Genomic DNA, 23,373 nt, shown 5'->3' on the forward strand with positions numbered 1-23,373 from the left:
TTGAAGTTCTTGGATTTTCTCTTCAATGGTTCCTTTTGTAATTAAGCGATAAACCTCTACCTTCTGCTCCTGTCCCATACGATGGGCACGTCCGATAGCCTGGGCTTCGACAGCGGGATTCCACCAAAGGTCAACCAAAATAACCGTATCAGCTCCCGTTAGATTGAGACCAACACCACCTGCCTTCAGAGAGATGAGAAAGGCGTCTCTTTCTCCCTGATTAAAGGCCTTGGTCATCTCTTGTCTGTCATGAGCAGGAGTTGAACCTGTGATTTTGAAGGAGGTCAAGCCCAAGTCTGGGAGTTCTTGCTCGATTTTTTCCAACATTCCTTTGAACTGGGAGAAAATCAAGACCCGATGCCCACCATCAGCCACTTGTAGCAATAAATCTCGGAGACTATCGAGTTTACCACTAGCTCCCTGGTAATCGTCCATGAAGAGAGCTGGCGTATCGCAGATTTGACGCAAACGCATGAGTCCAGATAAGATTTCTACCCGACTTCTCTGGAATTCTTGATCGGTCACTTGCGCTAGGCGGTCTCTCATCTGTTGCAACTGGGCTAGATAGATAGCCTTCTGTTGGTCTTCCAGTTCATTTTTATAGACGACTTCGATCAGATCAGGCAGTTCTGTAAGAACTTCTTCTTTCTTACGCCTCATGACAAAGGGCTTGATAAACTGCGCGACTCGATCAGCCGGTAATTTCATAAACTCCTTTTTACTTGGTAAGAGTCCTGGAAGCACAATTTGAAAGATAGACCACAACTCTCCTAAATGGTTTTCAATAGGCGTACCTGACAAAGCAAAGACTGCCGGCACCACAAACTGGCGCAAACTCTGAGCAATCTTGGTTTGGGCATTTTTCATGACCTGGGCTTCATCTAAGAAGAGAAAATCAAAAGCCATCTCTTGATAAAGCTCGCTGTCTTGACGAAAGGTGGCATAGCTAGTCACATAGATTTGGTGATTTTCAGAAAGAATCGCTTCTCGATTCGCTTTCAAACCATGAACGACAGCCAAATCCAACTGTGGGGCAAATTTCCTGAATTCATCTGCCCAGTTGTAGATTAAACCTGACGGCGCTAAAATCAAGACCCGACTATCTTCTGTCACCTGACTAGTCAAAAAAGCAATGGTTTGCAATGTTTTTCCCAGTCCCATATCATCGGCTAGGATGCCACCAAAGCCATAGTGATGAAGCATCTGGAGCCAACGAACACCCTTTTCCTGATAATCTCTCAAACTCGCCTGAACCTGTATATCTCCCAAAGGAAAATCCTCTGGATGAGTCAAATCATGAGCTAAATGCTGAAATTCCTCTGAGAAGGAGATCCTATCTCGACCTTCAAAAAGCTGAGAAAGGCTATAAGCCAGAGATTTTCGCGCCTGAAAAGAACCATCTTTTAGCTCAACCCCCAGTTCCTGCAAATTTTGACGAATCTGCTTGGTTTCCTCATCAAAAAAGTACACTTGGTCAGAAGAACTGATATAGAAATCCTGATTGCTGGTCAGGGCTTTAAGAGCTTGGTCAATCTCTTCTTGGGCAATCCCTTGGAAATCAAATTGGATTTCCAATAATCCTCCCTTGGACTCAATCTGAACCTGAGGAGCTTGGACGCTGTAGAGCTGATTCATCTCATCAGACAAGAAAACCTGACCCAACTTCTCAAAAGCTGGAATCGTATGGTGAAAGAAAGAATAAACTGCCTCTGGCTTCAAAGCATGTCTCCAAGACTGAAAATCAGCCTCAAAACCAGCTCCTAAACAGACTTGAAATAGTTGGTTTTCCAAGACGGCATCACTTGAAAAAGGTAATTGTTCCAGCTGTTGACGACTCGTCACCTTAACATCTCCATAGTCAAACTGGATATCCAAGCGGATGCGACCGTCATCCTCCCTATCAAAGTAAAAGATTGGTGAAAAGGGTCTGATTTGCAAGCGCTCAGGAGCAGAAACTGTGCCCAGCTGTCCAAACAAAGGAAGACAGGCGGCCAGACGGTCACGATCACTGTTGTCAAACTGGAGGCGTTTTCTCCCTCTTTCCTCCTGAGGGAGCTCTTTGATTTCCTTTAGGAGGCTGATTTGTTTAGGGTTTAAGAGATAAAGATTCCCCTTACGAAAGAGAACTGCCCCTCCATAGAATACGTTAACTCGCTCACTTTCAGAAATCTCCATCTCAAAATAATCGGGAAACTCCTGCACAGAAAAAGAGAACAGTTCCGCATCGGGATCTAAATCATGAAAGAGAAGATTTTCATAACTAGTAATCTGGTGTTCAAAATGAAAATCTTCCAAGTTCATCAGCAACTCCACTCCCTGCTCAAAAAAGGTCAGAGGGAAAAAGAGGTGACGACCTTGATTGGGGAAAAAGAGCTCTTGACTCAGTCCCTCCTCAATCAAGCCACATAAAAAAGTAAGAACTTCTTGACTAGCTGTATCAAAAGCATCCCAAGACAAGTCATTTTCATAGTGTTTCCCAATCATATATGGCTTTCGATGGACTAAGACCTTCAAAAAGAGTGGGATGTCACGAATGACATAATATTTTTGACTATCAACTAAACCGATTCGGAGGGTCCAAAGGAGGCGATTGGTTCCAGCCTCTACCTGGCCTTGAGCCGACAAAGTGTAGATTTTCTCTCGCTTCTGAGGTTGGATACGCTCCAAAAAACTACCACCAAAACCAACCTTGGTTTCGACCTCTTCTTGCTCTTCATGTCCTTTTTCTAAGGCTTGTAAAATCACCTGGCCTTCTTCGTCGTTCTTCAGATAATGCTCGAGCGCTGCGAGGTGAACACAGTAACCTCTTTTTTGGAAAAAATCGCAAGCACAAAAAACCAGATCATCCTCTAAACTGTAGCGCAAGTCTTCTCCCGCCACACAAGTATAGAGGCGATTCCCTTTTTCCTTGATAATCTCAATGTTGCCTGTTTCATAGAGTGTAACACCCTCCATGCGCAACTTTCCCGGAATCAATTTAGCCATAGTTACCCCTTTATCTTATCTTTTCATTATACCACATTTTCCCCTACGAAAATAGCCTTCTAGGAAGACTTTTCTCCTAGAAGGCTGGATTTTTAAAGTGTAGCAAAAGTGGTCATGATGCGTTGGCAAACCTCTTCCAGTACTGACTTCGGCATAGCCACATTGAGGCGGGCATGAAGGGTTCCCTCCTCTCCAAAGTCCAAACCTCGGTTCAAGATAACCTTGGCTTCATTCTTCAAAAGCTCTTGCAAGCGGTCATTCGTTAGATCATAGGCTGAAAAATCAAGCCAGATCAAGTAAGTTCCTTGTGGTTTCATGACCTTAATCTTGGTTTCGTTGCCCAAAATATCCACTACATAGTTAATGTGGTCCTCGATAACTTCTTTTAGTTCTCCTAACCAGTCCTTACCATAACGGTAGGCAGCTTCTGTCGCCAAATACCCCAAGCCTGAGATTTCATGTTGGTTATTGGCCAACTGGCGTTTTTGGAAAGCCACACGAAGCTTTGGATTTTCAATAACTGCATAGGAATTCTTTGTCCCAGCAATATTAAAGGTCTTAGTGGCACTGCTCAGGATAAGGGCAAAGTCTTTAAAGGCGGGATCAATGGTGTTGAATGACTGGTGTTTGTGACCAAAGAGGGCCAAATCTTGGTGAATCTCATCTGAAACAAGCAAAACACCGTGTTTTTGGCAGAGATGACCAATCTTTTCTAACACTTCCTTTTCCCAAACACGTCCACCAGGATTGTGGGGATTGCAAAGGATATAAAGCTTCACATCCTCTTCCACCAATTCCTTCTCCAACTGGTCAAAGTCAATCTCAAACAGCCCATCCTCTTCCACCAAAGAATTGGTAATCAATCTGCGATTGTTCAGTTTGACACTGCGGGCAAAAGGTGGATAGACCGGTGTGTTAATCAGAACCGCCTCTCCCTCTTTTGTAAAGGCTTGAATAGCTGTTGAGATGGCCGGTACCACTCCCTCGATAAAGACGAGGGCATCCTTGTCAAAGTGATACCCATGTTGTGTAGCTTCCCAGTCCTGAACCGACTCAATCAAATCATCACTTGCATAAGTATAGCCATAGACCAACTGATCTGCGTAGGCTTGTACAGCTTGTCGAACCTCAGGCAAAACCACAAAGTCCATATCTGCTATCCAGGCTGGTAGAACTTCTCGGTCAGCTTCTGCTTCTTTCCATTTATAGGTATGATGACCAAAACGATTGGGCAGGCTTGTAAAATCATATTTTCCCATATCTATCTTATCCTTCCATAGCTTGGCGCAAGTCCGCAATCAAATCTCTAGCATCCTCAATCCCAATAGACAAGCGCAAGAGGTCATCTGTTAAGCCATAGGAACGGCGCACTTCTGCTGGAATATCCGCATGAGTCTGAGTTGTCGGATAGGTGATGAGACTCTCAACCCCACCTAAACTTTCCGCAAATGAAAAGACCTTGAGGCTATTTAAAATATGAGGAATACGTTTTTCATCCACTACTTTAAAGGAAATCATACCCCCACGTCCAGTATAGAGCACTTCCTTGACAGCAGGTAAATCCTTCAAAAAAGCAACCACTTCTTGGGCATTGGCTGTAGAACGCTCCATACGAAGAGGCAGAGTTTTAAGACCACGAATCAACTGATAACTATCAAATGGTGACAAGACCGCACCTGTCGTATTGAGATTATAGAACAGTTGCTCATATAGTTCTAAACTATTAGTAACAACCACCCCAGCTAAGACATCATTGTGCCCTGCTAAGTACTTGGTGGCAGAATGAAGAACGATATCCGCACCGTCTTCAATCGGACGTTGATAAATCGGACTGTAGAAGGTATTGTCTACCACTACCTTGGAACCCTTGGCATGAGCTAGTTTGGCTAGTTTGGCAATATCAAATTCCAACATCAAGGGATTAGTTGGAGTTTCAATATAGAGAACATCCACATCTTTCTCTAACTCAGCAATCAGCTCTTCTTCTGTATTGGCATAGGTAAAATGGAAACGACCTTCCTGCTCGACTTGGTTGAACCAACGGAAAGAACCCCCATACAGATCACGCACAGCCAAGACTTTACTTCCCACTGGAAAAACACTAAAGGCCAGTACAATCGCAGCCATACCTGAGCTTGTCGCTAAGGCATAATCAGCTGATTCGATTGCCGCCAAGACTTCCTCCGCCTTACTGCGAGTTGGGTTTTTGGTACGAGTATAGTCAAATCCCGTAGACTGACCGAACTCTGGATGCTGATAAGTGGTTGAAAAATGAAGCGGTGTTACCAAGGCACCTGTAGCCTCATCTGACTTGATCCCAGCCTGGGCCAAAATTGTGTTGATGTGTAGTTCTTTGCTCATACAATACCTCCAAATCTATAGTAACTATTGTACCACTTATTTTCACTAACTCATTTTCTTGTTTTCAAGAGCTAGTTATAGTTTCAAACTATATAAAAACGATAGTTCCTTGAGAAACTATCGTTTTTCCTGTTGAATAGACTGGTTATTTAACGTGTTTTGCCAGTTCTTCTTGGGCTTTTTTATTTGATTCTTCTTTTTCTTTCAGCCATTTTTCTTTAGCTTTTTCATACTCATCAGCCGTTACAGTCTTATCTTGTAACTTGAGATACTTGTATGATTCGACACCCTTATTTCCAGCTTGTGAGAATGGCGATGAGAATGGAACTGTCTTTCTTAAGGTCGGTGTTCCACCCTGAGAAACGTTTGGAATTGCAAGGGCGCTATCAACGAGCCAAGCTTGAATTTCAGCATATTTTTCATAACGTTTTGCTGGTTCTTGCTCCTTGTTCGCTTCTTCTAACATTTGAGTGTAAGTATCCAGACCAACTGCCTTAGCCTTGTCATTGACCTCACCTGGTTCTAGACCAATGTTTTGCAACATACCACCGTTATTGACATTTAAGATATCAAGATAACTTGATGGATCCAAGTAGTCCGCACTCCAACCGCCATTATAGATATCAAAGTCTTTTTGAGCTGCAGTTTGAGCTAGGTAGCTAGAGTTGTCAAAGTCATCTGTTGATAGCTGTTGGATATCGATAACCACATTCTCAGCTCCTAGAACAGATTCGATGGATTGTTTCAAAGAGCTTGCTTCAAGTACACCTTTTTTAGCTGATTGGTCTACAGATACATCCAAGTGGATTGGGAATTGCACACCCTTAGCTTCCAATTCTTTCTTAGCTTCTGCAAATTTAGCTTTAGCCTTGTCAGGATTGTAGTATGGATCTTGCGCGTCCGCAAAGTTGATTCCTTGCCATTCTTGGCCATAGTTGACCATCTTTTCTGAAACAACATCGCCAAAGTCTTTTCCGTTGATACTTACAAATGTTGGAGGTACAACCAAATTACGAATAATCTTCGTTGCTCCGTCCTCCCCTTGAGATTGTGCTCCATAGGCTGTACGGTTATAAGCATAGTTGAAGGCTTGACGGAAGTTTTTATTCAGAACGGCTTCTTGGGTTGATTTCTTTTCGATATCTGAGGACTTAGAAGTGAAGTTATAAGATTTTCTGTCCAAGTTGAAGTTCAAGTAATAAGAAGTTGCATTTTGCATACTATAGATAATGTTATCCTTGTTCTTCTCTTTAATGCCTTCAAAGCTTGAGCTATTTGGATAGAGACGCGCGTAGCTATAGACTCCTTCTACAAAGTTACGTGCTAGTGCATCTTGGTCACTACCATCATAATAGGCCAATTTCACACCATCCACAAAGACATTTTTTTCATCCCAGTAGTTGGGATTTTTCTTGAATTCGATAACAGATTTTGAAACAAAAGATTTCATCAAGAAAGGTCCATTGTACAAAATACTAGAAGGGTCTACCTTACCAAAGTCATCCCCTTTTGATTTTAAGAAATCTGCATTGACAGGGAAGAGAATGGTTGAAGTTGTTTTAGAATTCCAATAAGATTCTGGACGTGTCAAAGTGTACTGAACTGTTTGGTCGTCAATCGCCTTAACACCGACAGTTGAAAAGTCAGTTGTTTTCCCGTTGATATAGTCATCCAAACCTGCTACAGAGTCTTGAACAAGGTACAAGGCTTCGGATTTTTTATCAGCAGCATATTTCAAACCTGTCACAAAGTCTTGGGCCGTTACAGGGGCGTATTCTTCACCCTCATAAGTATACCATTTTGCATCCTTACGTAATTTGTAAGTATAGGTCAAACCGTCCTGAGAAACAGTCCAATCCTCTGCCAATGATGGAACATAGTTACCGTATTGGTCATTTTCCATCAACCCATCCACCAAATTGGTCACGATGTCATTGGTTGTTGCACGGTTTTCTGCAAGATAGTTCAAACTAGATGGATCGCTCGAATAAACATAGTTATATGTTTTAGTAGCGCTACTTGAATTTCCACATGCGCTCAGTAAGATACCTGCGCTTAACACGACACTTGCAAGTGTCAGATACTTGGCCTTAGACTTTTTCATTTCCAGAACCTCCTGTTTAAAAGTTTTGTCTTATTATACAGCTTTGGTTTTATTTAGTCAAGTAATTTCTGAAGAAAAACTTAAAAAAGCATATTTTTTGCTCTTGATTTTAGAAAAAGTTCTCTTTTTTTAAGAAAAATGTAGTATAAAAACCTTTCTGTTAAAGAAAGGTTAAATTCAATGCTTTTATTTATAAATCTTTTTACGATATTTTCAATCGTGTACGTAGTCGGTCTGCTTGAGCTTTGCCGATTATCTTGTCCAAGAGTCGTGTCCGTAGGCTCATCAAACCATAAAGACCTCCTCCAAGCCCTCCGATGAGAGCCACATAAAGGAAACTCCAAAAACGTCCACTTGGTTGGAAGACAAAACCGAGTAGCCACTGCAAGAAGCCAACTAGGATAAACATGACAAGGGTCAAGATGGTAATCAAAATGGTTCGCTTCAAGATTATCTTTCGACGAGCACCCGTTACCTGGCAGATGTCTCGGTACATCAGGACATTCGGAATAATCAAGCCGATAGTCGTTGAAATCAAGGGACCGTAACTATGGAAAATAGCAATGGTTGGCAATTGCAAGACGATCTTAGCAATGGAACCATAGATAAAGTAAAGAACTGCCTTGCGGTTTCGGAACATAGCCTGAAGCATAGGAGACAAGACCATATACAAGCCTAGGATAGTAGACTGCAAAACTGCAAAGACAAATAAGCCCATGGCCAGACTATCTGGCTTACCGTAAAAGACTGTATAAAGAGGCTCCCCTACCATGACCACTCCAACCGTTGCCGGCAGTAGAAATAAGAAGAGCATGGTGAGACTATCTTGGACTAGGCGAGCTGCTGCCGGTAAGTCGCCTTTTACATAGTTTTCCGTCAACAGCGGCAAGCCGACACTCCCAATTGAAACTCCCACAGAGATTAAAATCATGGTAATTTTATTAGGATTGGCAGAGAAATAAGAAAACATGACAACCAAGTCTTCATTGCTGTAGTTAGTAAACCACTTCATACTATTGATAAAGGTCATCTGGTCTAAAATCTGGAAGAGTTGGATGGCTGATCCTGTCAGGATAAATGGAATGGCTTCCTTGATCGTATCGACTAAGAGTCGCTTACTATTGATTTTATCCCGTGTTTCAAAAACTCTTTTAAGCAAACCTTCTTGAGCAAGGAAGTAGATCAAAACTGCAAAACTTGCCACCATCCCCACAAAGGCCGCAAAGGTCGATTGGGTAACGGCTGATAAGTAGTCACCAGAACCCATCTTCATAATGAAGAAGGTTGCCATCAACATCCAGATAACACGGATCACCTGCTCGGCGATTTGACTCATAGCATAGGGTTTGAGGTTATTCATCCCTTGGAAGAATCCTCGGATGACACTCATAGATGGGAAAATCAAGACCGCCCAAGCCAAGCTCTGCATGATGGGAATCAGGTCTTTCCCCACACCTGACAAATCTGCTAACCAGGGAGAAAAGAGATACAAGACCAAAGCAAAGACTAAGCCCAAGCCCGTCATAAAGCTTAGAAAACTCCGAATCAAGGCAAAGCTATGCTCTTCTTCTCGCATGGTATTGTACTTAGCCACTTGTTTGGCGACCGCAACTGGGATACCCGCTGTCGAAATCAGCAAAAACCAGGCGTAAATGTTGTAGCCCATGGTAAAGAGTCCATTTGCCTTGGCGGCATAAGTCCCCATCCAGATATACCAGGGAATAATGTAGATAGCACCAAGGAGGCGACTAATAAAGTTACTAGCTGTTAGCCAAGCAGTCCCTCGCAACATCTGGGCTTGCTGGTGATTGTTTTCGTTAGACATAGTTTCCTCATTCAATTTTGATAACTAGGAAAAGTTCCTTATCTTCCATTATAAACTTTTCCTTGTTACTTGTAAAATTCGGGCGTGAAGTTTATAATAGAAAGTATGATTAAGATTGAAACCGTATTAGATATTTTAAAGAAAGATGGCCTTTTTCGCGAGATTATTGACCAAGGACATTACCACTACAACTACAGTGAAGTTGTTTTTGATAGCATCAGTTATGACAGCCGAAAAGTAAAAGAAGGGACTCTTTTTTTTGCAAAAGGTGCTGCCTTTAAAAAAGAATACCTCCTATCCGCTATAAGTCAGGGCTTAGCTTGGTATGTCGCAGAAAAGGACTACGAAGTCGGTATCCCCGTCATCATTGTGAACGATATCAAGAAAGCCATGAGTTTGATTGCGATGGAATTCTATGGTAATCCACAAGAGAAACTCAAAATTCTCGCTTTCACAGGGACAAAAGGAAAGACGACAGCAGCGTACTTTGCTTACCACATCCTATCTCAACGCTACCCAACAGCTCTCTTGTCAACTATGAACACAACTCTGGATGGCGAGACCTTCTTTAAATCTTCCTTCTCAACGCCTGAAAATATCGATCTTTTCGACATGATGGCTCAGGCTGTTAAGAATGGAAGAACCCATCTTGTAATGGAAGTCTCTAGCCAAGCCTATCTTGTTCATCGAGTCTATGGTCTGACCTTTGATGTAGGTGTCTTTCTTAACATCACTCCTGACCATATCGGTCCGATTGAGCATCCTAGCTTTGAAGACTACTTCTATCACAAACGTCTCTTGATGAAAAATAGCCGAGCAGTTGTCATTAATAGCGACATGGACCACTTTTCTGTATTGAAAGAACAAGTGGAAGATCAAGACCATGACTTCTATGGTAGTAAGTCAGACAACCAAATCGAGAACTCCAAAGCCTTTAGCTTTTCAGCCACTGGTAAACTTGCTGGAGATTATGATATCCAGTTGATTGGACACTTCAACCAAGAAAATGCCGTTGCTGCAGGACTTGCCTGCCTCCGTCTTGGAGCTAGTCTTGAGGACATCAAAAAAGGAATCGCTGCAACCCGCGTTCCTGGTCGTATGGAAGTCCTCACACAGAAAAATGGAGCCAAGGTTTTCATCGACTATGCCCACAACGGGGACAGTCTGAAAAAACTCATCAATGTGGTTGAAACTCATCAAACTGGGAAAATCGCTCTGGTTCTTGGCTCTACAGGAAACAAGGGGGAAAGTCGTCGCAAAGACTTTGGTCTCCTCCTCAATCAACATCCTGAGATTCAAGTCTTTCTAACTGCGGATGACCCCAACTATGAAAATCCAATGGCCATTGCTGAAGAAATCAGTAGCTATATCAGTCATCCTGTTGAAAAGATTACCGATCGCGAACAAGCCATCCAAGCAGCATTGGCCATCACAGACCAAGCACTCGATGCTGTGATTATTGCAGGTAAGGGAGCTGATTGCTACCAGATCGTCAATGGAGTGAAAGAAGCCTATCCTGGAGATGCAACTGTCGCAGAACGTTATCTATAAAATCAAAAAATCAAGGGAAGTTTTCCCTTGATTTTTTTTAGTCTTCTTTCTTAAATGAGTTTTTAAGACCTTCAACGGCACCTTCTACAGCACCTTTAGCATCTTCAACAACTTCTTTGGCTTTGGCAACTGTTTTTTCTACAGCACCTTCTGCTTCTGTCTTGCTATCGCCAGTAACTTTACCAAATCCTTCTTTGATAGCACCAGTTGCTTGATCCAATTTATTTTCAAGTGACATAGCTCTGTCTCCTTTGCTTTTAATACGATAAACGTTATCGCTTACATTCAGTTTATGCTTATTCTTTAGTAAAGTCAAACAATCTGCTCAAAATGAAGCAATTAAGATAAATAGAAAGTCAACCGTTCCTTGTCGAAATCAACAGTCAGCTCATACTTTCCAGCTTCATTTTGAACAATATAGCCTAGAACGACTAAACTGTCCACAAAGATATCACGACGTTTCTGAATTAATTGATCTTTTTTGAGAAACTTCAGTAAAAAGGTCGTCATATACTTGAGGGCATACTCAGGATTGACATCTCCCAAAATGGCATAGAGTTCCTGCTGTTTTTCTGTCAAAGGATATTGATTCTTGACCTTGTAGAAATAGTTGGATAGAGTCATCTTTTCTCTTGCAAAGTCCGTACGTTCGACTAAAATGGCGGCATTGGTTTGATTGCACAATTCTGTCTCAAAACTCTTCTCCAACAAGGCTTGATAAACTGGACTATCCTCTCTGACAAAAATTTCTTGGTCAAGGGATAGATTACCTATCGATTCTAGAAAAGGGAGATTAAGGGAATATCGTTTGTTTTCCCTTCGGATCAAACCGGCCTTAATATACTCTTCCATGAGTTTATCAACTGCTACATCTAGAAACTGAGCCTTGATTTCTCGGAGAATCACATCGTCATGCTGGTCCAGATAGTCCACCAAATCTATAAAAAATGGGTGTCGAGTCAAACGAGATGGGTTAAAAATCTGAATCATGAAGATTCCTTTCTTTACATTCTAAAAGAGGGGATGCTGCTAGTTGACTAGGATTGGTCCCTGGTTGATTCAGAGGCACAGGAAGTTCGAGTTTCCTGTAATATTCCCTCCAAAAATCACTAATCTCCTGCTTCCCATCCCCAAATTTCATGGGAATAGTTTCAAAAATCGGTAGGATTTCAGCGATGTACTGGGAGCAGTAAAAGCCAGACCCATCTGGATAAAACGAGCTATTATAAGGAGCACCTAGATGCTGGTAAGCCTTCTCCATCACCAAGTCAGCTTCCAGCTCTGGATAGACATAAAGATCGTAGAGATGAGTCGGTTCAAAAAATTCAGCCGGTTCTTGACAGATGACACCTGCTTGCCCACTAGCATGGTAGATGAAACCGTCCAAAAAGATGGCTACATGACTATAGTTCCCCGTAGAAGCCTGGATGGCCTGCCCCATATCTGAAAGATCCTTCACAAAGATCAAATTACCATTTTCTAACATCTTTCTCTCCTAGAAAAAAAGGAGCCGAAACCCCTTTAGCTATATGGAAAACACTGTTTTCTATTTTGAAATAATACCCAAAATTTTAAGCATTAAAGCTTTCAGTCAACTGAGGCACCACTTGTTTCTTACGTGAAACAGCACCTGGAAGGAAAGCGTGGTTGTTTTCAAGTTTGAAATTGAAAGCTGCTTCCACCTTGTCCATGTTTGATCCAAGAGCCAGAATTTCAGAGTTTGAGTTGACGATGTCTGTAATCATCAAGACAAAATCTGAGTAGCCGTTTGCTGCATTAGCTGCTTGCATTGCTGCTTCGATTTCTGCTTGGCGTTCCAAGACTTCAGCAATATCAACTGTATTGACTTGGGCAATACGAACCTTATTTCCATTGAGTTCAAAGGTCTTAGCATCGATGTCAATCAATTCTTCAGCAGATTTGCTTGCCAAGTTAGTACCAGCCTTGAGCATAGCAAGACCGTACTCTTCCAAGTTGACGCCTGCTAATTCTGCCAATTCTGGAGCAATGACTTTATCAGATGGGTGAGTTGTTGGTGATTTCAAAAGAAGGGTATCTGAAATCAAACCTGAAAGCATCAAACCTGCGATTTCTTTAGGAACTGCTACACCGTGTTCTTTGAACATGCGGTAAACGATTGAAGACGCAGATCCAACTGGTTCCAAGCGCATGTAAAGTGGGCTGGCAGTTTCAAAATTAGCCACACGGTGGTGATCCACAACTCCGTAAACTTCTACTTCAGCGATATCTGACACTGACTGTTGGAATTCATTGTGGTCAGTCAAGATGACTTGCTCTGCACCTTCTGCTTTAGCAGATGTGATGACGCGTGGTGCTTCTACACCAAAATAGTTCAAAACGAAGGCTGTTTCTTCATTAGGAGTTCCAAGTGCTACTGCTTCTGTGTCCAATCCATAAGCCTCTTTTGCAAGGTAAGCAAAGGCTACAGATGACCCGATGGCATCTGAGTCTGGATTTTGGTGACCAAATACTAGAATCTTAGACATGATAATACCTCTTTAAATTTATTCATCTTATTGTAGCACTTTTTTCCTCTTTTGACAAAAGTAAGAGGAGCCAAAAGACTCCTCCTTAGACATCAATATGGTTGACTAGATTTTTCTCTTGATTTTCAGATAAAAATCGTTCTTTCTGAGGACGTTTCTTTCGTTTGAGGAGAGCCTCGGCAGACATGGCTTCTTCCTTACTGGCAAAACCCTCTACATAGATGAGTTTGACTGGCAAGCGAGCTCGGGTATACTTGGCTCCCTTACCACTATTATGAACGGCAAGGCGCCTCTTCACATCCGTTGTATAGCCCGTATAGTAAGAACCGTCGCGACACTCCACCACATACATATAGGCCTTATGATCCATAGTAAATCTCTTGAATTTCTGGTGTATAAGAACCATCATCATTGTGAACGATGAGTGGTGGCAAGACCTTAAAGCCACTGGTCGATCCATCCTTGATAGCTTCGATTAAGAGCATATTAGCCTCCTTCTCACGTTTAGGATAGACAAATTGCAGGCGCTTGGGTGCTAAATTATGGCGTTGAAGCATGTCTAAGATATCCAAGAGCCGATCTGGACGATGAACCATGGCCAAACGGCCATTAGACTTGAGAATACTCTGAGCACTACGGCAAATTTCTTTTAGGTTAGTCGTAATTTCGTGTCTGGCCAGAAGGTAATGTTCACTCTCGTTCAGATTGGAATGCGGATCCACCTTAAAATAAGGCGGATTGCACAAAATCATATCCACCTTACTTCCCTGAATGTGGGCAGGCATATTTTTCAAATCATCACAGATGACCTGCATCTGCTCTTCCAAGCCATTCAACTGAACCGAACGCTCTGCCATATCCGCCAAGCGCTCCTGAATCTCTACAGATATTATCCGCGCCTGAGTACGTGAACTAGCAAAAAGTCCCACTGCACCATTTCCAGCACAAAAGTCCACAATTAAACCCCGTTTAGGGAAGCGAGGAAAGCGTGATAAAAGAACACTATCCACCGAATAGCTAAACACCTCTCTATTTTGGATGATTTTGATATCTGTCGAAAAGAGCTGATTGATTCGCTCTCCTGGTTTTAATAATTGTTCTTCTTTCATACTTTTATTATAACAAATGATGTTAATATTACAAACGATTTAAATAATCGTATTTATGGCTTCTTCTTTAAATACTCTAGTGCCTCACGCGTCCAAACAGGCATCATTCGCCCAAGTGGTGCAAAACCGTGCTTGATCCGATCATTTGAAAAACGTCTCCGTCTTGGCAATTGATGTTTTTCCTCTTCCAAGGTACGGATAGAAAGACTAGCCTTCCCAGTGTATTCGTCAAAATCCACCACCTGAACTTGGACTTCATCGCCAATTTTTAAAATGTCATAGATATTTTCAATAAATCCCGTCCGAATCTCCGAGATGTGAATCAGCCCTGTCACCCCTGTCTCTAACTCAACAAAGGCACCATAGGGCTGAATTCCTGTAATACGCCCAGTTAGCTTATCACCAATTTTCATTCTAGTCCTCAATTTCAATCGTTTCAATTACCACATCTTCAACTGGCTTGTCCATTGCACCAGTCTCAACAGCCGCAATGGCATCCAAGACCGCAAATGATTCTGCATCTACCAATTGCCCAAAAACAGTATGGCGACGATCAAGGTGAGGAGTTCCACCTTGTTCTGCATAGATCTCAGCGATTGGTTCAGGCCAACCACCACGCGCAATCTCTTTCTTAGAGTACGGTAAGTGTTGGTTTTGCACGATAAAGAACTGACTTCCATTGGTATTTGGACCCGCATTGGCCATAGAAAGAGCGCCACGAACATTATAGAGTTCTTCTGAAAATTCATCTTCAAAAGTTTGTCCATAAATGGACTCACCACCCATACCAGTACCAGTGGGGTCTCCACCTTGAATCATAAAGTCCTTGATAATACGATGGAAAATAACACCATCATAGTAGCCATCTTTTGAAAGAGCAACAAAGTTGGCTACTGTTTTGGGAGCCTGTTCAGGGAAGAGCTTGATACGCAAGTCTCCGTGATTTGTCTTAATAGTCGCCAACGGACCTTCTACTGTTTCAATGTCTACTTGTGGGAAATGCAATTCTTTTTCTACCATACCAAATCCTTCTAAGGCATCAAAAATGCCATCTTCTTCTACTGTTTTTGTAATATAATCTGCTTTTTCTTTGATTTTTTCATGGGAAACTCCCATAGCAATACTGATTCCAGCATAATCAAAGAGTTCCAAGTCATTGAGACCGTCTCCAAAGACCATGACATTCTCTGGTTTCAAGCCTAAATGCTCCACCACCTTGGCTACACCTGTGGCTTTTGAACCTGAAATCGGCACGATATCAGATGAATGTTCATGCCAACGCACCATGCGAAGTTTATCTGATAAAGACTCTGGTAGGTGCAAGTCATCCCCTTTTTCCTCAAAGGTCCACATCTGGTAAATGTCCGCTTTTTCATGAAAATCTGGATCCACATCCAAGTTTGGATAAATGGGATCAATAGCCTCACTGATCAGTTCTGTTCGCGTGGAGAGTTTGGCGTCATGACTACCAACCAGGCCGTACTCAATTCCCTCTTCCTTCGTCCAAGAGACATACTCCTCAACATCTAACTTCTCAATCTGATGCTGATAAATGACCTGGCCTTTTTTATCTTCTATATAGGCCCCATTTAGGGTTACAAAAAAGTCCGGCTTGAGCTCACGAATCTCTGGAACAACACCGAAAATACCACGTCCAGAGGCGATTCCTGTTAAAATTCCTTTTTCACGCAACTGTTTAAAAACAGTAGGAATTGTAGCTGGAATAAAACCTGTCTTTGACGTACGCAAGGTATCATCAATATCAAAAAAGACGATTTTAATCTTCTTTGCCTTGTATTTTAATTTCGCATCCATCTCTCTACCTCTTTTCCATCACTCTTTCCATTATACCATAAAGCTGATGAAATTCCTTTTTTGAAAAAAGATGAAAATCCTATCAAAAAGAGAGCTCGTAAAACTAGCCCTCTCTTTTCATCCTAGAACATCTCTAGAGCAATCATGGTAATCATCGTTGCATCATAGTAGTTGTCCAAAGGTAAATCTTGTGTGAAAATGTATTTATTTTGCTGAAGAAGTTTCAGATAGCCTTCTCCCTTGTCAGACGCATAGGTAATCGGTGCCAAGAAACTACCTGCCTGGTATTGATTGAGGGCAGTTCCATTCAAGTCATAACCAGCATAAATACGTTGCTCTTTCATAAAGAAATCCATCATCTTTTGAACGAGTTTTTGGCTTCTTTCATCCTGACTCTGAGACAAGTGATATGGCAAACGACAAGCGTTATAAGAATAAGCCCCATCGTATTGAGATTCGATAGTGTTGGCATCAACAAGGTGCGCCCCTGACTTCTCAGCCCAGATAAAGTCTGGCAAGAGACCCGTATCAGAATGAGAACTGATTTGCTCCAGTTGCCCAAGCATCTTATCCTTAACGTCTAACCACTGTTTGTTTCCAGTCAGGTCATAGAAAGATTGGAAATAGCGAGGAAGAGTATCAGACGTCCGCATCAAGTAATAATAATCGGAATCCTTGTTGGCCCAGTTCCCTACTGTCAGAACACCTGTCTCTTCATTGTAATTGTATCGAAGAATATCTTCTAAGATTTTTTTAGCTTGCTCTTGGTATTCCTGCGCCTTATCCGGCCACTGCTTGGCAGCTTCAATCAAAGAATAAGCGATGTAGAGATCTCCATCAGTTGCGTTTTGCTTCTCAACCGTTTCACTACTATTTGTGATCACTTGCTTCCAAGACATCAACTGCGTTCCCTCGATACGATGATTTTGGTAATAGCGATAAAGATTCTCAAAATCTGCTTGTGTCGCTTGCCCTTTTTGGGCTGCTAAAACCGTTATGAGCATGCCATAACTTTGGGCTTCAGATAGAACTGTTGTTCCCTCCGAATCACTCGTCGTACGAACATAAGACTGATTGCCTTTTGTAACAAGGAACTGCTGGCTCCATTGGCTGTAAATTCGATTACGCATCTCGATTTTAGTCCTTCCTCTTGCTAAAAACAAGGCTAAACAAAAGATAGAAAGGATGAGCACAAACCAGACATATTTTAATTTATTCGTTTTCATAGAACCTCCTATCCTGCAAATCGCTTGGTTTTAACCCACTTGGTTTCTTTTCGTCGGAGTACTTTATCCAGCACGATTGAAGAAATGGAATCAACGGATACAACGATAAACATCTGTGCATAAGAGAAATAGGCTGCCAGGGCTAACCAGATTTGTTTAGTTGTTGCTTGTCCAAATTGACTTGCCAATGCTGTCATAATTTGCATCAAATAGAGACCAATCATGAGAATCCAGTTAAAGAGCATGAGCTGAGCGATGTAGATATTGTCCGCATCAAAAGCAAATGGAACCCTGACATCTGGGAAGAAAAGATTAAGACAGATCGCTAGCACATTCGCTAGGAAAATCAAATCCGAAAGAACAATAGCAAAGTTAAACCAAAAGAAAACACAAGAATAGTTAAAGACTTCTAGTTTAACGCGCCAGTTTGCTCTGCCAAATAAATGCTTAAAGTTCGAGAGAACAACTTCATAATTTCCTTTCGCCCAACGTTTCCGCTGCATATAGTAACTCTTTAAGGTCTCAGGTTCTTGTTGGAAAGCCTCTGAATTATAGGCAAGGGCAATCAATTTACCACTCTGCATGATTTTGAAGGAAATATCGGTATCCTCAGTTAAGGCACCATTTTTCCAACCACCGATACTCTTTACAAAGTCGGTTTGAATGATAAAGTTGGTTCCTGGGATACGCCCAATTTTAAAGAGATGCCACATCCCAACGTGGTGCACGCGCTGAGTAACAACGATCTCTTGGTTGATACAACGAGTCAAGAAATTTTGGTTGGCGTTTCGAGTCTTGTTGCGGCCAAAAGATGCCACATGACGTTCTGGATCCTTCATAACTTCTTTGACAAGGAAATAAAGAGCATTTTTTTCAGGCATGGCATCTGCATCATAAACACAGATGTATTCGCCTGTTGCCATCTCCAAAGCATCGTTTAGAACGCCCGCTTTTCCTCCCGTACCAGTACGGTCGATAATGGTTAGATTTCTTCCTGCATATTCAGGCATGGCTTGTACAGACAAACATTCTGCATAGGTGTTATCCGAACAGTTATCCGCAAACAAGAGCAACTCCACACGGTCGTGAGGATAGTTCATATCCAAGATAGCTTTTGCCGTTTGGGCAATAACCACATCCTCATTATGGGCAGGAACAACAATCGTTACCTTAGGATAATAAGGTAGAGGCGAAGTGTCTACACGAAAATCACTGTGTTTAAACCAAAAGTGTACTGCCGAAAAGAGAATTACCAAGCCCCATGCTAGAGAAATCCAAATTGTAAGCAAGGTAAAAATCATTAACATTTGACTAATCATGATTCACCGCCTTAAAATTTTTGTTTACTCGATGGTAAAGAATATTGTATGCAATAAATAGTATGATAAAACAAATGCCAAAGGCGAGACTGAGTCCCAAAGCAATACCAAAAAATAGTTCGGTTAAAGTCATGTTCCCCTCCTAATATTCCACAATTACATCTGTCTCTAGTTGACGTTTGAGATGACTGGCGACATCCGCGTAGTCTTGGTATTTATCTTTATTATCAGAGTTAATCACCAAATAGCCTGTTTGGAACTGAATTCCTTGATTGCCATCTTCTCCATGAAAAACTAAACTGCTCAGTTTCTCCTGCAAACCATTCAAATAAAGTTCCTTCAAAGAATGTTGGCTTTTACTGGATAGAACGAGAAAATTACCATCCGAAACGTAATAGAGTTTATCATTGTAGCTCAATTCCTGAGCAATTACCTCTTGAATGCTACTGAGCATCTGGTTATGTTCTTTCGGTTTAATCTGGAAGAACAAATCTTCATGTGCCCAATGAATCAATAGAGATTGAACCGTAACATCACTTTGTTCAGTGACCATCGCTTGGTAATCTGCTCGCGCTTCGTCTTCCTGTTCTTGTACCTTTGAGGCCACCTTGAAGAAATAATAACGAACCTTAAGTAGAATCCCAATCAAAAGAGGAAAACTGATTAATAAAAAGACCAGTTGAATGATCGGGATATAAACCACACCCGCAACCAAAACGATAAGTCCAAAACCAAATGCTAAGATAAGGGTCCAAGTAAGCAAAAGGTCAGATAATACCAACACTGCAAACAAGGCTAAAGCTAAAAAAAAGATTTGTTCTAAAATGATTGCTCGAGCATACAAAAAACAAAGCACCAAAAGAATGACCTCACAAGCAAGCAAAGCCATAAGCCAGTTTTTAAATTGACTCCAATTTTTCATTTTATCTTATTTCCCCCCTTTGAATTCCGATACAGAAGTCGCTGCCCCAAAGTACTGTTGAATGGATTGTACGATTCGTTCAGAGGCTCTTCCATCTCCATAAGGATTTGGTGCCTGAGACATTTGTCTATAAAGAGTTTCATCTGTTAAGAGTGCTGCCATCGCTTCTTTCACACGTACTGGATCCGTACCAACTAGCTTCAACGTACCTGCTCTTACTCCTTCTGGACGTTCCGTTGTGTCACGAAGGACAAGGACAGGTTTGCCGAGAGAAGGCGCCTCTTCCTGAACACCTCCAGAGTCAGTCATGATAAAATAGCTTCTTGAAGCCAAATTATGAAAATCAAGTACATCTAAAGGCTCAATCAAGTGAATACGATCGTGACCAGCTAAGATATCGTTTGCTGCTTCTTGCACAGCAGGGCTAAGGTGAACAGGATAAACAACTTCAATTTCCTGATGAAGATCGACCATCTCACGTAAAGCTGCAAAGACATTTCTCATTGGTTGACCTTGATTCTCACGACGATGCATGGTTACTAATACAAGTTTCTTATCTGGATCCAATTGATCTAAAACTTCATGATAGTAATCCGATTGAACGGTTAGTTTCAAGGCATCAATGGCTGTATTTCCCGTAATGACAATAGCAGACTCAGGGTGATTTTCCTTGAGGAGATTTTCTTTACTCTCACTAGTTGGAGCAAAATAGAGATCCGCTAGGTTATCAGTCATCTGACGATTCATTTCTTCTGGGAAAGGAGAATACTTATCAAATGTCCTTAGGCCAGCTTCAACGTGGCCGATTCGTACCTGATTATAGAAAGCAACTAAACTTGCTGCAAAAGTTGTTGTTGTATCTCCATGAACAAGAATTATATCTGGAAGTTCTTGCTTAACAACTGGATCAAACTTTTCTAAAATTTTTCCAGTAATGTCTAAGAGGGATTGATTTTTCCCCATAATATCCAGGTCATAATGTGGCTCGATGCTAAACGTTTCAAGAACTTGATCAAGCATTTGACGGTGCTGAGCTGTCACAACTGTGATCGTCTCAATGCTGTCACTATGTTTTTGCAATTCTAACACTAAAGGGGCCATTTTAATAGCTTCTGGTCGTGTTCCAAAAACAACCATCACTTTCAGTTTCTTCATTACGCTATCCTTCTACTATAATAAAATTTGACACATCAGATTAATCTTTATATCGAATTATTGCGCAAATCAATTAATTTGATTATCTTAATTATTTTACCGTCAATTAATTTATATGTCAAATTTTTTCCAAATTATATTATTGCATTTAATTTAATTTTAACAATTTGTAACCTTTTTGTAACAATATTATTTACAACCTTTAAAAAGCCTTATTTTAGGAAATTTTAAGACTTTTCAAAAGAATCCGTATTTAAAAAAACTAAACCTTATATGTTTTTTTTGATATTTATTTTTATCTTGATAATTCAAACAATTATATTTTACCACTTTGAGGAATAAATCAAACAATTTCAAACAAAAAAATTCCTTTTTCGAATGAAAAAGGGACTGTGATTGTTGTTTACTATATTTAAAATTTAAACCTTATAAAATCTGTCTTAAAACAAATTTTTCGACAGATACAAGACCAATTCTCCGATATCTTCACAAACCGCATTCATGGCCGGTTGATGGTTCTGATACCAAACACCCGTCCCATCTGGAATATAGCCTCGTTTGATGTATAATCTCTGGGCAGGTCCATACCCTGAATGGAGCCCAACACCAAGGGTCACCTTATCCGATATGAGCCTAACTTGTTTTTCTGCTTCTTCCAGCAAGAGATTTCCAATACCTTGATTTTGAAAAGGTTCAAAGACATTAAAATCTGAGAGTTCTGGATAGATTTCTGCAAAAGGCCCCTGCTTAGCGCAGGACAAAATTGTGATATAACCCGCTAAAGCACCCTCAACCTCTGCAACTAAGACTTCTCTCTCCCCACTTTCTTGCTCCTTAAAGTATCGAGTTAAAATCTCCTCTCTACTTGGCCAACCTTGGCTGATAAATCCTCGAGATAGTTCTTGTATGTCAGATTCTTGCATTTTTCTAATTGAACATGTCGTCTTCATAAGCTGCTCCTTTATAGCTTTCTCCTACCATTATAGCACGATAATAAAGATTAAAAGAAAAAACCTAGTAAGACAAAAGAATCTTACTAGGTCAACAGGGAATCCTTTCTAACAAAATCCTATAAAAATCTGAAAAAGAGGTCCACTGGACCTCAATTCGCTCTCTCATTTCAAGGCTCGTGAAAAAAAGACCCATATGGATCTTAATTCGCTTTCTTATTTCCGAGCTCATGAAAAAGAGGTCCACTGGACCTCAACTCGCTCTCTCATTTCCATGCTCGTAAAAAAAGACCCACCCGGGTCTTAATTCGCTTTCTTATTTTCAAGCTCATGAAAAAGAGGTCCACTGGACCTCTTTTTTAATCTTCGTTTACGAAAGGCATCAAAGCCATTACGCGTGCGCGTTTGATAGCTGTTGTTACTTTACGTTGGTTTTTAGCTGAAGTTCCTGTTACACGACGAGGAAGGATTTTCCCACGTTCTGAAACGAAACGGCTAAGAAGCTCAGTATCTTTGTAATCAACATATTCAATTTTGTTTGCTGCGATGTAATCAACTTTTTTACGGCGTTTGAATCCGCCACGACGTTGTTGAGCCATGTTTTTTCTCCTTTATAGTATTAATTGTCCATTAAAATGGTAAATCATCATCTGAAATGTCCAATGGATTGGTTGCTCCAAATGGATTCTCAGAACGTGAAAAGTCTGGTACTGGGTTTGCAGGTGCCGATTGACCAGCAGTTGGTGCAGAATAAGCCCCACCTGTATGTCCTTCGCGCACTCCGCGGCTTTCCAACATTTGGAAATTCTCAGCCACGACTTCTGTTACGTAGACACGTTGTCCTTGCTGGTTATCGTAACTACGAGTTTGGATACGACCTGTGATCCCGATAAGAGAGCCTTTTTTAGCCCAGTTAGCAAGATTTTCAGCCTGTTGGCGCCACATAACGACATTGATAAAATCAGCCTCACGTTCGCCATTTTGACTCTTGAATGTACGGTTTACTGCAAGAGTAAAAGTCGCAACTGCTACATTTGATGGGGTATAACGCAACTCAGCGTCACGTGTCATACGCCCTACAAGTACAACATTGTTAATCATAATTTACCTTCTTACGCGTCAAGTTTGACGATCATGTGACGAAGAATGTCAGCGTTGATTTTTGAAAGACGGTCAAACTCTTTAAGAGCTACGTCGTCGTTTGCTTCAACGTTAACGATGTGGTAAAGTCCTTCACGGAAATCTTGGATTTCGTATGCAAGACGACGTTTTTCCCATGATTTTGATTCAACAACAGTTGCACCGTTGTCAGTCAAGATAGAGTCAAAACGTGCTACCAAAGCGTTTTTCGCTTCTTCTTCAATGTTTGGACGAATGATATAAAGAATTTCGTATTTAGCCATTGATATGTTCCTCCTTTTGGTCTAATGACCCCTAGTCTTTGCAAGGGGTAAGTGAGGTTTGCTCACAATAAACTATTATACTAGAAAAACTGATAGATAGCAAGATAAAAGTGAAAAAAGAAGATGAAAATATCTTCTTTT

The 23,373-nt window shown here is 41.2% G+C and carries 22 protein-coding genes; 1 reads left to right on the forward strand and 21 read right to left on the reverse strand.

Features of this window, described 5'->3' with window-relative positions; genetic code table 11:
* The 5 genes from GMD3S_RS0208400 to GMD3S_RS0208420 all read right to left on the reverse strand — a co-directional run.
* Positions 1-2,985: DEAD/DEAH box helicase (locus tag GMD3S_RS0208400; protein WP_025172980.1), on the reverse strand; the 2,985-nt coding region annotated here is incomplete at its 3' end.
* Positions 2,986-3,077: 92 nt separating this feature from the next.
* Positions 3,078-4,244, reverse strand: coding sequence for a MalY/PatB family protein (locus tag GMD3S_RS0208405; protein WP_000521341.1), 1,167 nt, complete (start codon positions 4,242-4,244; stop codon positions 3,078-3,080).
* A 7-nt stretch (positions 4,245-4,251) separates the two neighbouring features.
* Entirely contained in the window at positions 4,252-5,346 is a 1,095-nt protein-coding gene (locus tag GMD3S_RS0208410; protein ID WP_000031948.1) for a cystathionine gamma-synthase, read from the reverse strand.
* A gap of 145 nt (positions 5,347-5,491) precedes the next feature.
* Positions 5,492-7,450, reverse strand: a complete 1,959-nt coding sequence (locus GMD3S_RS0208415) for a peptide ABC transporter substrate-binding protein (protein ID WP_000748546.1) — start codon at positions 7,448-7,450, stop codon at positions 5,492-5,494.
* Positions 7,451-7,652: 202 nt separating this feature from the next.
* Complete coding sequence (locus GMD3S_RS0208420; protein ID WP_000064204.1) at positions 7,653-9,275, reverse strand: putative polysaccharide biosynthesis protein; 1,623 nt, start codon at positions 9,273-9,275, stop codon at positions 7,653-7,655.
* Between the two features lie 105 nt (positions 9,276-9,380).
* Here GMD3S_RS0208420 and GMD3S_RS0208425 point away from each other — a divergent pair, with 105 nt between their 5' ends.
* Entirely contained in the window at positions 9,381-10,826 is a 1,446-nt protein-coding gene (locus tag GMD3S_RS0208425) for a UDP-N-acetylmuramoyl-L-alanyl-D-glutamate--L-lysine ligase (RefSeq protein ID WP_000590277.1), read from the forward strand.
* A 37-nt stretch (positions 10,827-10,863) separates the two neighbouring features.
* Here GMD3S_RS0208425 and GMD3S_RS0208430 read toward each other — a convergent pair whose 3' ends face one another.
* The 16 genes from GMD3S_RS0208430 to rpsF all read right to left on the reverse strand — a co-directional run bounded on the left by GMD3S_RS0208430 (position 10,864) and on the right by rpsF (position 23,232).
* Positions 10,864-11,064: a CsbD family protein gene (locus tag GMD3S_RS0208430; RefSeq protein ID WP_000051178.1), complete on the reverse strand. Its 201-nt coding sequence runs from the start codon at positions 11,062-11,064 to the stop codon at positions 10,864-10,866.
* Positions 11,065-11,165: 101 nt separating this feature from the next.
* Positions 11,166-11,816, reverse strand: a complete 651-nt coding sequence (locus GMD3S_RS0208435) for a DUF1803 domain-containing protein (protein WP_000614464.1) — start codon at positions 11,814-11,816, stop codon at positions 11,166-11,168.
* The gene (locus tag GMD3S_RS0208440) at positions 11,800-12,312 is read right to left on the reverse strand and encodes a YiiX/YebB-like N1pC/P60 family cysteine hydrolase (RefSeq protein WP_000892269.1); all 513 of its coding nucleotides are present in this window, start codon (positions 12,310-12,312) and stop codon (positions 11,800-11,802) included. The genes GMD3S_RS0208435 and GMD3S_RS0208440 overlap by 17 nt, the downstream gene beginning before the upstream one ends.
* Positions 12,313-12,397: 85 nt before the next feature.
* The gene (locus GMD3S_RS0208445; RefSeq protein ID WP_000036034.1) at positions 12,398-13,333 is read right to left on the reverse strand and encodes a manganese-dependent inorganic pyrophosphatase; all 936 of its coding nucleotides are present in this window, start codon (positions 13,331-13,333) and stop codon (positions 12,398-12,400) included.
* A gap of 85 nt (positions 13,334-13,418) precedes the next feature.
* Positions 13,419-13,703 carry a GIY-YIG nuclease family protein gene (locus tag GMD3S_RS0208450; RefSeq protein ID WP_000349631.1) on the reverse strand — a complete coding sequence of 95 codons (285 nt, stop codon included), beginning with the start codon at positions 13,701-13,703 and terminating at the stop codon, positions 13,419-13,421.
* Positions 13,693-14,442: a tRNA1(Val) (adenine(37)-N6)-methyltransferase gene (locus tag GMD3S_RS0208455; RefSeq protein WP_000657018.1), complete on the reverse strand. Its 750-nt coding sequence runs from the start codon at positions 14,440-14,442 to the stop codon at positions 13,693-13,695. Before GMD3S_RS0208455 ends, GMD3S_RS0208450 begins: the two co-directional genes overlap by 11 nt.
* 53 nt (positions 14,443-14,495) lie before the next feature.
* Positions 14,496-14,855: a S1 RNA-binding domain-containing protein gene (locus GMD3S_RS0208460; RefSeq protein ID WP_000689620.1), complete on the reverse strand. Its 360-nt coding sequence runs from the start codon at positions 14,853-14,855 to the stop codon at positions 14,496-14,498.
* A 1-nt stretch (position 14,856) separates the two neighbouring features.
* On the reverse strand, positions 14,857-16,257 hold the full coding sequence (locus GMD3S_RS0208465) for a bifunctional Cof-type HAD-IIB family hydrolase/peptidylprolyl isomerase (protein ID WP_000338990.1): 1,401 nt from the start codon (positions 16,255-16,257) through the stop codon (positions 14,857-14,859).
* 122 nt (positions 16,258-16,379) lie between these two features.
* Positions 16,380-17,483 (reverse strand): glycosyl hydrolase family 8, encoded by a 1,104-nt coding sequence (locus GMD3S_RS0208470; RefSeq protein ID WP_000856182.1) that lies wholly within the window; start codon positions 17,481-17,483, stop codon positions 16,380-16,382.
* Between the two features lie 8 nt (positions 17,484-17,491).
* A complete protein-coding gene (locus GMD3S_RS0208475; RefSeq protein ID WP_000625492.1) occupies positions 17,492-18,802 on the reverse strand; it encodes a glycosyltransferase family 2 protein in 1,311 nt (436 codons plus the stop codon).
* Positions 18,803-18,944: 142 nt separating this feature from the next.
* Positions 18,945-19,724 (reverse strand): hypothetical protein, encoded by a 780-nt coding sequence (locus tag GMD3S_RS0208485; RefSeq protein WP_000800615.1) that lies wholly within the window; start codon positions 19,722-19,724, stop codon positions 18,945-18,947.
* A gap of 6 nt (positions 19,725-19,730) precedes the next feature.
* A complete protein-coding gene (gene wecB / locus GMD3S_RS0208490) occupies positions 19,731-20,879 on the reverse strand; it encodes a non-hydrolyzing UDP-N-acetylglucosamine 2-epimerase (protein ID WP_000734436.1) in 1,149 nt (382 codons plus the stop codon).
* 440 nt (positions 20,880-21,319) lie between these two features.
* On the reverse strand, positions 21,320-21,829 hold the full coding sequence (locus GMD3S_RS0208495) for a GNAT family N-acetyltransferase (RefSeq protein WP_000858591.1): 510 nt from the start codon (positions 21,827-21,829) through the stop codon (positions 21,320-21,322).
* 359 nt (positions 21,830-22,188) lie between these two features.
* Positions 22,189-22,428: a 30S ribosomal protein S18 gene (gene rpsR / locus GMD3S_RS0208500; protein ID WP_000068664.1), complete on the reverse strand. Its 240-nt coding sequence runs from the start codon at positions 22,426-22,428 to the stop codon at positions 22,189-22,191.
* 31 nt (positions 22,429-22,459) lie between these two features.
* Positions 22,460-22,930, reverse strand: a complete 471-nt coding sequence (ssbA, locus tag GMD3S_RS0208505) for a single-stranded DNA-binding protein SsbA (RefSeq protein ID WP_000609596.1) — start codon at positions 22,928-22,930, stop codon at positions 22,460-22,462.
* A gap of 11 nt (positions 22,931-22,941) precedes the next feature.
* Positions 22,942-23,232: a 30S ribosomal protein S6 gene (gene rpsF / locus GMD3S_RS0208510; RefSeq protein ID WP_001151783.1), complete on the reverse strand. Its 291-nt coding sequence runs from the start codon at positions 23,230-23,232 to the stop codon at positions 22,942-22,944.
* Positions 23,233-23,373: the final 141 nt, after the last annotated feature.

Origin of the sequence: Streptococcus sp. GMD3S (assembly GCF_000298695.2) — a bacterium.
GTDB lineage: Bacteria > Bacillota > Bacilli > Lactobacillales > Streptococcaceae > Streptococcus.